This is a genomic window from Herbaspirillum sp. UBA812 (genome assembly GCF_002296545.1).
In the GTDB taxonomy this organism is placed as follows: domain Bacteria; phylum Pseudomonadota; class Gammaproteobacteria; order Burkholderiales; family Burkholderiaceae_D; genus Herbaspirillum; species Herbaspirillum huttiense.
Window position 1 is genome coordinate 1 of record NZ_DBIC01000250.1, and the last position, 13,456, is coordinate 13,456.

A 13,456-nucleotide genomic window follows, 5' to 3' on the forward strand; every position below is an offset into this window, starting at 1 on the left:
GCACTGGGGGCGTATCTCGTGTTCATGACGCTCAACATCGTCGGGGTGCAGATCGCGGCAACGTTCGAATTGTTTGTCACGTTGCTGGCGATCTTCGAGCTGCTGGTCTTCATGGGCGTGGTGGCACCGGGCTTCTCGCTGGCCAATTTCACCAAGGGCGGCTGGTCCGGCAGTGATGGCTTCAGCATGGCGGCCGTGCCGGGCATGTTCGCGGCGATCCCGTTTGCGATCTGGTTCTTCCTGGCCATCGAAGGCGTGGCCATGGCGGCTGAAGAGGCCAAGGACCCCAAGCGTTCCATTCCCATCGCCTACATCACCGGCATCCTCACGCTGGTGGTGCTGGCCATTGGGGTGATGCTCTTTGCTGGCGGCGCAGGCGACTGGACCAAGCTGGCCAATATCAACGACCCGCTGCCGCAGGCCATGAAGCTGATCGTCGGCGACAACAGCAACTGGCTGCACATGCTGGTATGGCTGGGCCTGTTCGGGTTGGTGGCCTCCTTCCACGGCATCATCCTGGGCTACTCGCGCCAGATCTTTGCGCTGGCCCGCGAGGGCTACCTGCCGGCGTATTTCGCCCGCGTCCATCCGCGTTTCAAGACGCCGCACCGCGCCATCCTGGCCGGCGGGGTGGTGGGGATCGCCGCCATCTACAGCGATGAACTCATCAAGATCGGCGGCCAGACGCTCACGGCCAACATCGTCACCATGTCGGTGTTCGGCGCCATCCTGATGTACATCCTGTCGATGCTCTCGCTGTTCCGTCTGCGCCGCGCCGAGGCAGGCCTGGAGCGGCCTTTCCGCGCACCGCTGTATCCGTACTTCCCAGCCTTCGCGCTCTTCGGTGCGCTGGTGTGCATGGCCACCATGATCTATTACAACCCGCTGATCTTCGGCATCTTCATCGCTTTGCTGGCACTGGGCTATGCCTGGTTCCTGGCGACGGCACGCCAGCGTGCCGAAGGGGCGGCGGCGGTTGCAGAATTCTGAACGATATAAAACTTTTATACCGATAACTCCAAACCGATAATTCGACTGGGCGATCATGAACAACAATCACAAACCGACGACCGACATCGCTGCACCCGCCCTCAAGCGTCGTGGCTTCCTGGGCGGCCTGCTGGCGGCTGCGGCCGGTGGCGCACTGGCCACCATCGCCACGCCCGGCCAGGCGGCCGCCCGCGCTGAAGTCGCGCTGGACCGTGCCAAATGGGCGGCCCGCAATCACGAGATGGTGGCGCAGATGATCGCCGAGCATGGCAAGCTGGCACCGGGCTACCAGAGCGGCAAGCGGCCCTATGCCGTGTTCGACTGGGACAACACCAGCATCATGAATGACTGCGAAGAAGCGCTGCTGATGTACCAGATCAATACCTTGTCCTTCAAGCTGACACCAAACGAGTTCGCGGCCATCACCCGTCAGAATGTGCCACCGGGTCCGTTCAGCAAGGACTTCAAGAATGCGGCAGGCAACATCGTGGATCTGGAAGCCATCTGCGCTGACCTCGATGCGGATTACGCGTTCCTGTACGCCAATTACAAGGGCATGGCCGGCAGCAAGAGCCTGGAAGAAATCTCCGCCACGCCGGAGTTCCAGGACTTCCGTACCAAGCTCTACTACCTCTATGAAGCCGTCAACGATACCCATGGCGTAGCCGTCGGTTATCCGTGGGTGATTTATTTCTTCGCCAACATGAGCGTGGCTGAAGTGAGTGCGCTGGCTGAGGCCTCCAACGATGCTGCGCTGGGCGCGGCGCTGACCAAGGTCAAGTACACCAGCCCGGCAGACCGCGCGGGCAAGGCGGGCGTGGTGAGCGTGTCGCACTTCCATGGCATCCGCCTGTGCACCGAAATCGCCACCTTGATGGACACCCTGCGCCGCAATGGCATCGACGTCTATGTCTGCACCGCCTCGCTGGAAGATGTGGTGGCCGTGTTTGCGACGCACCCCAAGTATGGCTACCACGTTACCCGTGAGAACGTCATCGGCCTGCGCCTGGAGCGCAACGGGCAGAGCTTCCGCAATGCCTATCTGAAGGAGTGGCCGCTGACCTGGGGGCCGGGCAAGACGGTCGCCATCAAGCAGGTGCTGGTGGCGCAAAAGGGGTATGGTCCGCTGTTCGTGGCGGGCGACAGCGATGGCGATTACGATATGCTGCGCGACTTCCCCGAGACCCGTTATGGCCTCATCGTCAATCGCATGAAGAACGGCAAGATCGGTGAGCTGTCCAAACTCGCGGCGGACCAGATCAGTGCCGCCAAGCCGCGTTTCATGCTGCAGGGACGCCAGGAGTCGACCGGCAACTGGCTGCCGGCCGAAACCAGCATCAAATACGGCAAGACCGCACCGCAACTGCTGACCAGCTGATCGGACAGCAGCGGGGCATGACGCACCGCTGCCTGAGCGGGCAGCGGTGACCAAGGAGGAGCATCATCATGGCCGAACACCGTTTCCGGCACAGTGTGGGTAGCGCCAGCTACGTGTTTCGTGATCTCAAGGAAGTGATGGCCAAGGCCAGCCCGGCGCGGTCCGGCGATCTGCTGGCCGGTGTGGCGGCGGGCAGCGCCGAGGAGCGCGCCATTGCGCAGATGGCGCTGGCGAACCTGCCGCTGAAGACTTTTCTCGACGAGCCGCTGATCCCTTACGAAGAGGATGAAGTGACCCGGTTGATCCTCGACAGTCACGACCGTGGCGCCTTTGCGCCGATCGCGCACCTCACGGTCGGCGATTTCCGCAACTGGCTGCTGGCCGATGACACCGACAGCACGGTGCTGGCCGCCGTGGCACCCGGTGTGACGCCGGAGATGGCGGCGGCCGTCTCCAAGATCATGCGCAACCAGGACCTGATCCTGGTGGCCAAGAAGTGCCGCGTGGTCACCGCCTTTCGCAATACCATCGGCTTGCCCGGGCGCCTGTCCACCCGCCTGCAGCCCAATCACCCCACGGATGACGCCAGCGGCATCGCCGCCAGCATGCTCGATGGCCTGATGTATGGCAACGGCGATGCGGTCATCGGCATCAATCCCGCTACCGACAACGTACCGCAGGTGGTCAAGCTGGTCGGCATGATGGCCGATGTGATCGCGCGTTACGAGATCCCTACGCAATCCTGCGTGCTCACCCACGTCACCAACACGATTGCCGCCATCGAGCGCGGTGCGCCGGTGGATCTGGTATTCCAGTCGATTGCAGGGACCGAGGCGGCCAATCGCGGCTTCGGCATCGACCTGGCCATCCTGGGCGAGGCGCGTGAGGCTGCGCTGTCGCTCAAGCGCGGCACGGTGGGCGACAACGTGATGTATTTTGAAACCGGGCAGGGCAGTGCGCTGTCGGCCAATGCGCATCACGGCATCGACCAGCAGACCTGCGAGGCACGCGCGTACGCGGTGGCCCGTGCCTTCAAGCCGCTGCTGGTCAATACGGTGGTGGGCTTCATCGGGCCGGAATACCTGTATGACGGCAAGCAGATCATCCGCGCCGGACTGGAAGACCATTTCTGCGCCAAGCTGCTGGGCCTGCCCATGGGTTGCGACGTCTGCTACACCAACCATGCCGAAGCGGACCAGAACGACATGGATGTGCTGCTGACCTTGCTGGGCGTGGCGGGCTGTACCTTCGTCATGGGCATCCCCGGTTCGGATGACATCATGTTGAATTACCAGACCACTTCCTTCCACGATGCGCTGTATGCGCGGCGGGTACTGGGTTCGCGGCCGGCGCCGGAGTTCGAGGCGTGGCTGCACAGGATGCAGATCTTCAATGCGGGTGGCCAGGAGCAGGCATTCCGCCTGCATGCCGACATGCCCCCCGGTTTTCGCGAGACCTTGTTGCGCCTTCAATGACCATGGACGACAAAGAAGCCATTTCACCGCAAGGTGCAGAAAACGTCAGCCCCGGTGCAGAAAACGTCACGGCCAATCCGTGGGAGGCATTGCGCCGCTTTACTGCTGCGCGCATCGCCCTGGGACGCAGTGGCGTAAGCCTGCCGACCGCGCCGCAACTGGCTTTTCAGCTGGCGCACGCGCAGGCGCGCGATGCCGTGCACCTGCCGTTGGATGTGGCTGCGCTCAAGGATCAATTGCAGCAGCAAGGTCTCTGCGCAGCCGAAGAAGTGATCGATGTGCAAAGCGCGGCAGCAGACCGGCTGGTCTACCTGCAGCGGCCGGACTTCGGGCGCAGGCTGTCGGAAGCATCGCGCCAGCAATTGCTTGAGCGTTTCGGCACCGCGCCGCAACGGCGCTTCGATGTGGGCTTCGTGATCGCCGATGGCTTGTCGGCGCTGGCCATCGTGCGTAATGCCGCGCCTTTCCTGGCGGAGGTGATGCAGCGTATTGCGCCGGAAGGATGGTCGATGGCACCGCCCGTGATCGTGCAGCAGGGACGGGTGGCGGTGGCCGATGAAATCGGGGAGTTGCTGGGTGTGAAGCTGGTGGTGATCCTGATCGGCGAACGTCCGGGGCTGAGTTCGCCGGACAGCATGGGTCTCTATCTGACCTGGATGCCCTCGCGCGGACTCACCGACGCCAGCCGCAATTGCATCTCCAATGTGCGGCCGGAAGGTTTGCCCTATCCGGAAGCCGCCTACAAGCTGCATTACCTGATGGCGCAGGCGCACCAGCGTGCCCTGTCCGGCGTGGCCTTGAAGGATGAGACGGCCAGCGAGGGTGAGGAACTGGATGTGCGGCGCAACTTTTTGCTCGGTGACGCTTGATGAAGAGATCGCGCATTGCAGCCCGCTGATGCCCCACTCACCGTTCGTCCTGAGTAGCGGCCATGCCGCGTATCGAAGGCGCGCCGTCCTTGCGCCTTCGATACGCCGCACGCGTGCGGCTACTCAGTCCGAACGGTAGAGAGTACATCGGCAGGCCTCATCGACCTGATGCCTATAAAACGAAAAGGCCGCGAACTTTCATTCGCGGCCTTTCCTTTTTTTGCGCGGGGAGGGCGATGCATCCACCCTCCCTGAAGCATCGACGCTTTACACCGATTCCAGCGCCTGGTTCAGCGTGGCGCTCGGACGCATCACGGCGAAGGTCTTCTCACGATCCGGCAGGTAGTAGCCGCCGATGTCGACTTCCTTGCCCTGCACCGAGTTCAGTTCTTCGACGATCTTCTGCTCGTTGTCGGACAGTGCCTTGGCCAGCGGGGCGAATTGCTTGGCCAGTTCGGCGTCGTCCTTCTGTGCGGCCAGTTCCTGGGCCCAGTACATGGCCAGGTAGAAGTGGCTGCCACGGTTGTCCAGCTCACCGGTCTTGGGCGAAGGCGACTTGTTGTTGTCCAGCAGCTTGCCGGTGGCAGCGTCCAGGGTCTTGGCCAGGATCTTGGCGCGGGCGTTGCCGGTCTTGATGCCCACGTCTTCGATGGAGACGGCCAGGGCCAGGAATTCACCCAGCGAATCCCAGCGCAGGTGGTTTTCACCGACCAGCTGTTGCACGTGCTTGGGGGCCGAGCCGCCGGCACCGGTTTCGAACATGCCGCCACCGGCCATCAGCGGGACGATCGACAGCATCTTGGCCGAGGTGCCCAGTTCCATGATGGGGAACAGGTCGGTCAGGTAGTCGCGCAGGATGTTGCCGGTCACCGAGATGGTGTCCAGGCCGCGGATGACGCGTTCCAGGGTGTAACGCATGGCGCGCACTTGCGACATGATCTGGATGTCGGCACCGGTCAGGTCGTGATCCTTCAGGTAGGTGTTGACCTTCTTGATCAGTTCGGCTTCGTGCGGACGGTACGGGTCCAGCCAGAACACGGCCGGCATGCCGGACAGGCGGGCACGGGTCACGGCCAGCTTGACCCAGTCACGCACGGCGGCGTCCTTGACCTGGCACATGCGCCAGATGTCGCCTTCTTCCACGTTCTGCTCCAGCAGCACCTGGCCATCCAGGGTGACGATGCGCGCCACGCCGGCTTGGGCGATTTCGAAGGTCTTGTCGTGCGAACCGTATTCTTCTGCCTTCTGGGCCATCAGGCCGACGTTGGGCACGGTGCCCATGGTGGTCGGGTCGAAGGCGCCGTTGGTCTTGCAGAAGTTGATGATTTCCTGATAGATGCGGGCGAAGGTCGATTCCGGCAGCAGGGCCTTGGTGTCTTCGGTCTTGCCAGCGGCGTTCCACATCTTGCCGCCAGCGCGGATCATGGCCGGCATGGAGGCGTCGACGATCACGTCGTTGGGCGCGTGCAGGTTGGTGATGCCCTTGGCGGAGTCCACCATGGCCAGGCGCGGACGCTTGGCTTCATCGGCCTTCAGGTCGGCCAGCACTTCGGCCTTCTTGTCTTCGGGCAGGGTGTTGATCTTTTCGTAGACGCCGGACATGCCGTTGTTGGGGTTCACGCCGATCTCGGCGAACAGCTTGGCGTGCTTGGTGAAGGTGTCCTTGTAGTAGGTACGCACGGCGTGACCGAAGACGATCGGGTGCGAGACCTTCATCATGGTGGCCTTGACGTGCACCGACAGCAGCAGGTCGGTGTCGAAGGCATCCTGCATCTGTTCTTCGTAGTAGGCACAGAGTGCCTGCTTGCTCATGAACATGCTGTCGATGATTTCACCGGCTTGCAGCGAGATCTTCGGCTTCAGGACGATGGTTTCGCCGGACTTGGTGACCAGATCCATCTTGACGTCCACGGCCTTGTCCAGGGTCAGGCTCTTTTCGCCGGCGTAGAAGTCGCCGCCGTGCATGTGCGCCACGTGGGTACGCGAGGCCATGGACCACTTGGCCATCGAGTGCGGGTGCTTGCGGGCGTAGTTCTTGACGGCGTTGGGTGCGCGGCGGTCGGAGTTGCCTTCGCGCAGGACCGGGTTCACGGCGCTGCCGGTGACCTTGGCGTAGCGCTTCTGCAGGGCCTTTTCTTCTTCGGTGCTCGGGTTTTCCGGATAGTCGGGCAGCTTGTAGCCGCGTGCTTGCAGTTCGCGGATGGCCGCTTGCAGCTGCAGGATCGAGGCGCTGATGTTGGGCAGCTTGATGATGTTGGCGTCGGGGCTCTGGGTCAGGGCGCCCAGTGCGGCCAGGTTGTCGGGGACTTTCTGTTCATCGGTGAGGTACTCCGGGAATTCAGCCAGGATACGCGCAGCCACCGAGATATCGCTTTCGACGACGTCGATGCCGGCCGCGGCGGTGAACTTCTTGACGATGGGCAAGAGCGAGTGGGTCGCCAGATAGGGTGCCTCGTCGGTCAGCGTATAGATGATGGTCGGGTTGCCAGTAGTCACGATGATGTCCTTGCGTTGGTGTGTTGATGTGCTTTGGTGCGATCCCCGCAGCGCCGGATGGACCGCCCTGGCTCTGTCGGCCTGGGCTGGCGCCACCTCCTTGTCGGCTGTGCTGCGCGGAAATTCGTCTCCCGGGGCGGCATGGCTGGCGTACTGCTGCCAGAAGGCCGCGGCAAAAAACAGCGGTAGTTTACTCCTAAGCGGGGCGAAATGCTTCAACTCTTATATAAGACTTGAAGAAATTTTTGCTTTTCGAAGGATTGCTGCCCCGTTCTCAATCCCTTGGCATGACTCTGCTATTGTCGTGGACACACTTTTTGTTCGTGTCCGGCAAAATGCCGTACAATTCATTTCATGGGAAAACGCATGACGCCAGCTGTCGCCACTGCTCGACTGGAAGCCCGGATCAGCCCGGAGCTTCAGCAATTGCTCAAACGTGCCGCCGAGATTGAAGGACGCACCTTGACCGACTTTGTCATCGCTGCCGTCCAGGAAGCGGCGCAGAAGGCGGTCGAGCAGGCCGAAGTCATCCGTTTGTCCTTGCAGGACCAACAGCGCTTTGCCGAGGCGCTTCTGGCTCCCCCACCACCTTCGGCAGCACTGCAGCGCGCCATGGCGCGCCATGACAAGCTGCTGCGCAGCGAAGAATGACGCGCCCGCCGTTGCTCGTGACGGCGCTCGATCCCGCCCTTCACGACCTTAGCCGCTTTGACTGCGGCACGCCTGCCTTGAACCGCTATTTGCGCGAACTGGTGACACAGGATATCCGGCGCCGCGTGGCTGCCTGCTTTGTCGCAGTGGACGACGAACAGCGGGTGGCCGGCTATTACACGCTGGCCAGCGCCAGCATGCCGTTGGCGGGCCTGTCCGATGAGATGCGCCGCAAGCTGCCGCGCTATGGTGCCATTCCCGCCATCCGTGTCGGACGTCTTGCGGTCGACCGGGAATTCAAGGGCCGGGGCCTCGGTGGCGCTTTGCTGGTCAATGCATTGCGCCGGGCCGTCGCGGCGGAGATACCGGGCGCGGTCCTCGTGGTTGATGCCAAGGACCCGCAAGCGTCAACCTTTTATCGCTATCACGGTTTTATCTCCCTCCAGGATGCACCGCTTACGCTGTTCTTGCCTCTTGCGTCAGTGCAATAAGCGAGCGGCATTTTCCAGCAGGGCACAGGTGTATCTCAAGCTGAGCGGGGTAGATGATGTACTTGTCGTTTCCTTAAAGGAGCTATGAAATGAAATGTCCTTGCTGCGGGGCAGCTGAACTGGTCCGCGACACGCGCAATCTGCCCTATACCTACAAAGGGCAGAGCACCATCATTGAAGCAGTGACGGCAGATTTCTGCCCGGCTTGCGACGATGCCGTGCTTGATCGTGAACACGGCGACCGCTACGGCGAGCAAATCGGCAAATTCCAGCGCACGGTCAACGCCACCTATGTCGACCCGGCCTTGAACCCGGGTCAGACGCAAGCTTGATCTGGACCAGCGTGAGGCCGCCGAGTTGTTCGGCGGCGGCGTCAATGCCTTTTCCCGCTACGAAAACGGGAAGGCCAAGCCGCCGCTTTCACTGGTGAAGCTCTTCAGGCTGCTGGATCGCCATCCCGGTCTGCTTGAAGAAATCAGGACTACCTGAGAATCTCGGGTTCGATCACGGACGCTGACCAAACTAAAAAGGGCCGCATTTCTGCGGCCCATCCCAATAGCTAGTACAAGAACCTGTCTCAGGCCGTCACTGCCTGCCGTGCCGCCTTGTTGCGATACAGGATCAGTGTGGCGATCAGCCCGCACACTGCAGCCGTGCTCATCCAGAGGCCAGGTGCTGCCTTGTCGTGGGTCATTTCGATCAGGCCAGTTGCAATGGCCGGCGTGAAGCCGCCGAAGACGGCGGTAGCCAGGCTGTAGGCCAGCGAGAAGCCTACGGTGCGCACCTCGGCCGGCATCACTTCCGTCAGGGCCACCACCATCGCGCCGTTGTAGCTGGCGTACAGGAAGGACAGCCACAGTTCCACCATCAGCATCTTGGCGAAGCTGGCGTCATGCACCAGCCAGTTCACGGCCGGGTAGGCGGTCAGGATGGTCAGGACGGTGAAGGTCACCAGGATCGGGCGACGGCCGATGCGGTCCGACAGCGCGCCCATGATGGGCAGCCAGATGAAGTTGGACAGGCCCACGCACAAGGTCACGATCAGGCTGGCCTCGGTGGAGAGCTTCAGCACGTTCTTGCCGAAGGTCGGGGTGTACACCGTGATCAGGTAGAACGACACGGTGGTCATCGACACCAGCATCATGCCGGCAATGACCAGCTTCCAGTTCTCGATCATGGAACGGAAGATCTGGCCGGTGCTCGGACGATGCTTGCGGCGCATGAACTCTTCGGTTTCCTGCAGCGAGCGGCGGATCACGAACAGCACCGGCACGATCAGGCAGCCGATGAAGAACGGCACGCGCCAGCCCCAGTCACCGACCTGGGCCGGAGTGAGCGTCGTCGAGAGCATGTAGCCGATGGCGGCCGCCACGATGATGGCCACCTGCTGGCTGGCCGACTGCCAGCTCACATAGAAACCCTTGTTGCCGGGCGTGGCCATTTCGGCCAGGTAGACCGACACGCCGCCCAGTTCCACACCGGCCGAGAAGCCTTGCAGCAGGCGGCCGACCAGCACCAGCACCGGGGCCAGCACGCCGATGGTGGCGTAGGAGGGCACGAAGGCGATGAGCATCGTGCCCAGGGCCATCAGCGCCAGGGTCACGATCAGGCCCTGGCGGCGGCCGACGCGGTCGACGTAGGCACCCAGGATGATGGCACCCAGCGGGCGCATCAGGAAGCCGGCACCGAAGGTCATGAAGGTCAGCATCAGCGAGGCGAACTCGTTGTCGCTGGGGAAGAAGGCCTTCGAGATGTGGGTTGCGTAGAAACCGAACAGGAAGAAATCGAACATTTCCATGAAGTTGCCGCTGGTCACGCGCAGCACGGTGGAAAACTTCGATTGCGAAGAAGTGGATGTCGTCATGATATGTGCCTCGTTATCTGTTGGGCGGACCGTGTTGATTCCGGTCTTGCGCCTGTCTCGTACTGCCATGCGGCAGCTTGTGTCAGGATCTTTTTTTGTGGGGACAGCTATTGCGCCGCCGATTCTATGCCCGAAAGTGATCCATGGGACCCACTTGCGGCGCTGCGCAAGCAAATATCGGTTTTTTCGATAGCTGGATGAAAGCTTCAGCGCGCATTTCCATCGCAAAAAGCTGTTCGCACGACAAGCTGCGGTGTATCAAGGCGATCCGAAGTGAATTATGGTGCAATGCGGCATTGCGCATGACTTCACGCCGCACTGCTCATCCATGAAAGGTTCCTATGAAAACCGCCGTCTTCAGCGCCCGCCGCTACGACCAGACCCTGCTCACGCGCGCCAATGCCGCGTCCGGCGCTGCGCATGAACTGGTGTTCCTGCAAGACCGTCTCGATCTCGATACGGCACAACTGGCCAGCGGCTGCCAGGCCGTGGCGGCCTTCGTCAATGACGACCTGAGTGCGGCCGTGCTGGAACGACTGGCCATGCTCGGAGTGCGTTTCGTCACCACACGCTCCACCGGCTTCAATCACATCGATACGCAAGCCGCGCGGCGGTTGGGTATCACGGTGGCGCGCGTGGCCGATTATTCACCTTACTCGGTGGCCGAGTTCGCCGTGGGCCTGCTGCTGGCGGTGAACCGAAAAATCGCGCGCGCCAGCATGCGCACGCGCGAAGGCAATTTCGAACTGGAAGGATTGATGGGCTTCGACCTGCACGGCAAGACCGTGGGCGTGATCGGTACCGGCAAGATCGGCGCGCTGTTCGCCCGCATCATGGCCGGATTCGGCTGCACCGTGCTGGGCAGCGACGTGCATCACAATCCGGACTTCGAGGCCCTGGGCGGACGCTACGTGCGCCGCGAAGAGCTATTCGCCGCCAGTGACGTGATTTCGCTGCATTGTCCGCTCACCGAAGCCACGCGCTATCTGGTCAATGCCGAGACCTTGGCCCTCGCCAAGCCCGGCTGCATCCTGGTCAACACCAGCCGCGGCGGGCTGGTCGATACCGAAGCCGCGATTGCCGCCTTGAAGAGCGGCCAACTGCGCGGCCTGGCCATCGATGTCTATGAACAGGAGGCCAGCCTGTTCTTCCAGGACCTGTCCTCGACCATCATCACCGACGACGTGATCCAGCGCCTGGTGTCTTTTCCCAATGTGATCGTCACCGGCCACCAGGCCTTCTTCACCGAGGAAGCCATCGGCCAGATCATGCAGACCACCATCGCCAACCTGAATGATTTCGCCGCGGGCAAGCAACTGGGCGAGCGTCTGGTGGCCTGATCAGCTCGCATGGCGGCCGGTGTCGAACAGCGAGCCCAGCTGCTCGCCGATGCGCGGGCGCAGGTGTTCATGCACGCGCTGGATGATGTGTTCGGCATCGTCCGCGCCATAGGTCTGCGCCAGCTGCCGATGCATGTCGAAATGCAGGTAGAGCAGTCCGCGCAGACTCTGGAAAGCAGTCGGATGGGCCTGGCCGCAGACCTGCTCGTTGTTGTCCATGACCTGGTTCAGTACGCCCGGATCGAACAGGCGTACCTGGCAGATCACGGCGCAGCGGACGATCTCCAGGTCCAGTGCTTCCAGTTCCTGAGTCAGTTCATCGGGAGTGTGGCGCTCGGCGCTCAGCTTTTCGCTCATGGCGGTCTTTCGGAGGAGGAGGGGAGTCCTCAGGATAGCATTTGCTGCAGCGCGGAAAACTTGTCGAAGATCAATCTTTCAGGGATTGCCAGCGCGAGGCAGGTAAATTTTGCAAAGAGCTTCACGCTGCTGCAGCATGGCGCTCAGACGGAACAAAAGGACGGTGGCGGATCGCCCGCCATCGCCCCTTCAGCGCGCCTTTCGGCCAGACAGGATCACTCCAGCGCCGCAGCCGGACCGAAGAATTCATATCGGCTCTGAGCCGCCGGTACACCCAGCGCGCCCAGCGCACGCTTGATGGCTTTCATGAACGGCTTGGGGCCGACGAAGTAGGCGTCCACGTCCCGCGTTTGCGGTAGCCATTGCTGCAGCAGAGCCGCATCGATGAAGCCGGTGGCGTAGGGGGCCGGATCGCCTGCGCGTGCCCGTTCATAGCAGAAATGCGCCCGCAGTTGCGGGTGTTGCGCCGCCAGTTCTTCCACCTGACGGCGGAAAGCATGCACGCCGCCATGGCGCGCCGCATGGATGAAATGCACCGGGCGACCGGTCGGCAGCGCCGCTGCCAGCATGGTCATCATCGGCGTAATGCCAACGCCGCCGCTGATGAGCACAAGCGGCTTGTCACTGGCCGTGAGCGTGAAGTCGCCGGCCGGCGGGAACAGTTCCACCACCGCGCCCACATGGATCTCGTCGTGCAGATGGCGCGAGACCTTGCCCTCGGCTTCACGCTTGACGCTGATGCGGTATTGCAGCGGCTGCCCCTGCTGGCGCAGCGGGGCCGACAGCGAATACTGGCGGCGCTGTTCCAGCCCGTCCACCACCATGCGCAGGCCGATGTACTGGCCCGGCTCAAAGTCCAGCAGCGCGCCGCCATCCTCGGGCATAAAGTAGAAGGAGGTGATCTCCTCGCTCTCGGCCACCTTGCGCGTGACCACGAAATTGCGCGCACCGCGCCAGCCGCCTGGCGCGGCGGCCTTGGCGTCATATTGCTGGCGTTCGGCGCCGATGAGGATATCGGCCAGCTGGCCATAGGCGGCAGCCCAGGCATCGATGACGGCATCGGTGGCGATCTCCGCGCCCAGCACTTCACGGATGGCACGCAGCAGGCAGTCGCCGACCATCGGGTAGTGCTCGGGCTGCACCTGCACGGCGACGTGCTTGTTGATGATCTGCGCGGCCAGCGGGCCCATTTCTTCCAGGCGATCGATATGCCGCGCGTACATCAGCACGCCATTGGCCAGCGCACGCGGCTGGTCGCCGCTGGCCTGGTGGGCGCGATTGAAGAGGGGATGAACCTGTGGGTAGTCGCGCATGAGCATCTTGTAGAAGTGCGTGGTCAGCGCCTCGCCGCCCGATTCGAGCAGGGGGACGGTGGATTTGACGATGGCGAGTTGGGCATCGGTAAGCATGCTGGACCTTTCTGTTGGAGGCGGTGGTGGAAGTGCCGGAATGTCCGGGACCCTCTTCCTATTACAAAAGGTGTGCCACTTTCGAATGCCAATAAAATCAGGAACTTGCGAGCGGTTGGTGTATTTATGACCTGTG

General features: G+C 62.3%; 11 protein-coding genes and 1 pseudogene. 8 read left to right on the plus strand and 4 right to left on the minus strand.

The annotated features are described in order from the left end of the window. The 4 genes from eat to eutC all read left to right on the plus strand — a co-directional run. Positions 1-990: ethanolamine permease (gene eat / locus B3873_RS16365; protein WP_286867333.1), on the plus strand; the 990-nt coding region annotated here is incomplete at its 5' end. Positions 991-1,045: 55 nt separating this feature from the next. Next, positions 1,046-2,368: an HAD family hydrolase gene (locus tag B3873_RS16370; RefSeq protein ID WP_286867335.1), complete on the plus strand. Its 1,323-nt coding sequence runs from the start codon at positions 1,046-1,048 to the stop codon at positions 2,366-2,368. 68 nt (positions 2,369-2,436) lie between these two features. Further along, positions 2,437-3,843 (plus strand): ethanolamine ammonia-lyase subunit EutB, encoded by a 1,407-nt coding sequence (locus tag B3873_RS16375; RefSeq protein WP_286867337.1) that lies wholly within the window; start codon positions 2,437-2,439, stop codon positions 3,841-3,843. Further along, positions 3,840-4,712 carry an ethanolamine ammonia-lyase subunit EutC gene (gene eutC / locus B3873_RS16380; RefSeq protein WP_286867339.1) on the plus strand — a complete coding sequence of 291 codons (873 nt, stop codon included), beginning with the start codon at positions 3,840-3,842 and terminating at the stop codon, positions 4,710-4,712. The genes B3873_RS16375 and eutC overlap by 4 nt, the downstream gene beginning before the upstream one ends. A gap of 267 nt (positions 4,713-4,979) precedes the next feature. Here the strand turns inward: eutC and B3873_RS16385 are convergent, their stop codons facing one another. Continuing rightward, positions 4,980-7,208, minus strand: coding sequence for an NADP-dependent isocitrate dehydrogenase (locus B3873_RS16385; RefSeq protein ID WP_039787117.1), 2,229 nt, complete (start codon positions 7,206-7,208; stop codon positions 4,980-4,982). Positions 7,209-7,574: 366 nt separating this feature from the next. On the opposite strand from B3873_RS16385, the gene B3873_RS16390 reads away from it, so the two are divergent. From B3873_RS16390 to B3873_RS16400, 3 genes and pseudogenes are all read left to right on the plus strand, one after another. Then, a complete protein-coding gene (locus B3873_RS16390) occupies positions 7,575-7,859 on the plus strand; it encodes a DUF1778 domain-containing protein (protein ID WP_209582272.1) in 285 nt (94 codons plus the stop codon). After that, positions 7,856-8,350 (plus strand): GNAT family N-acetyltransferase, encoded by a 495-nt coding sequence (locus tag B3873_RS16395; protein ID WP_286867343.1) that lies wholly within the window; start codon positions 7,856-7,858, stop codon positions 8,348-8,350. The genes B3873_RS16390 and B3873_RS16395 overlap by 4 nt, the downstream gene beginning before the upstream one ends. A gap of 89 nt (positions 8,351-8,439) precedes the next feature. Then, positions 8,440-8,839 (plus strand): annotated as a pseudogene (locus B3873_RS16400) (type II toxin-antitoxin system MqsA family antitoxin). An 88-nt stretch (positions 8,840-8,927) separates the two neighbouring features. Here B3873_RS16400 and B3873_RS16405 read toward each other — a convergent pair. After that, on the minus strand, positions 8,928-10,214 hold the full coding sequence (locus B3873_RS16405; protein ID WP_209535731.1) for an MFS transporter: 1,287 nt from the start codon (positions 10,212-10,214) through the stop codon (positions 8,928-8,930). A gap of 341 nt (positions 10,215-10,555) precedes the next feature. Between B3873_RS16405 and B3873_RS16410 the strand changes: the two genes are divergently transcribed. Beyond that, the gene (locus tag B3873_RS16410) at positions 10,556-11,554 is read left to right on the plus strand and encodes a 2-hydroxyacid dehydrogenase (protein ID WP_286867345.1); all 999 of its coding nucleotides are present in this window, start codon (positions 10,556-10,558) and stop codon (positions 11,552-11,554) included. On the opposite strand, the gene B3873_RS16415 is transcribed toward B3873_RS16410, so the two are convergent. Beyond that, positions 11,555-11,911 (minus strand): hypothetical protein, encoded by a 357-nt coding sequence (locus B3873_RS16415; protein WP_039787111.1) that lies wholly within the window; start codon positions 11,909-11,911, stop codon positions 11,555-11,557. It lies immediately after the preceding gene. A 215-nt stretch (positions 11,912-12,126) separates the two neighbouring features. Continuing rightward, a complete protein-coding gene (gene hmpA, locus B3873_RS16420; protein WP_286867348.1) occupies positions 12,127-13,320 on the minus strand; it encodes an NO-inducible flavohemoprotein in 1,194 nt (397 codons plus the stop codon). Between the last annotated feature and the right edge of the window lie 136 nt (positions 13,321-13,456).

Bases quoted from the DNA above. Each gene is read 5' to 3' on its own strand.
- B3873_RS16370 (WP_286867335.1), top strand. From the start codon at position 1,046: ATGAACAACAATCACAAACCGACGACCGACATCGCTGCACCCGCCCTC.
- B3873_RS16375 (WP_286867337.1), top strand. From the start codon at position 2,437: ATGGCCGAACACCGTTTCCGGCACAGTGTGGGTAGCGCCAGCTACGTG.
- eutC (WP_286867339.1), top strand. From the start codon at position 3,840: ATGACCATGGACGACAAAGAAGCCATTTCACCGCAAGGTGCAGAAAAC.
- B3873_RS16390 (WP_209582272.1), top strand. From the start codon at position 7,575: ATGACGCCAGCTGTCGCCACTGCTCGACTGGAAGCCCGGATCAGCCCG.
- B3873_RS16395 (WP_286867343.1), top strand. From the start codon at position 7,856: ATGACGCGCCCGCCGTTGCTCGTGACGGCGCTCGATCCCGCCCTTCAC.
- B3873_RS16405 (WP_209535731.1), bottom strand. From the start codon at position 10,214: ATGACGACATCCACTTCTTCGCAATCGAAGTTTTCCACCGTGCTGCGC.
- B3873_RS16410 (WP_286867345.1), top strand. From the start codon at position 10,556: ATGAAAACCGCCGTCTTCAGCGCCCGCCGCTACGACCAGACCCTGCTC.
- B3873_RS16415 (WP_039787111.1), bottom strand. From the start codon at position 11,911: ATGAGCGAAAAGCTGAGCGCCGAGCGCCACACTCCCGATGAACTGACT.
- hmpA (WP_286867348.1), bottom strand. From the start codon at position 13,320: ATGCTTACCGATGCCCAACTCGCCATCGTCAAATCCACCGTCCCCCTG.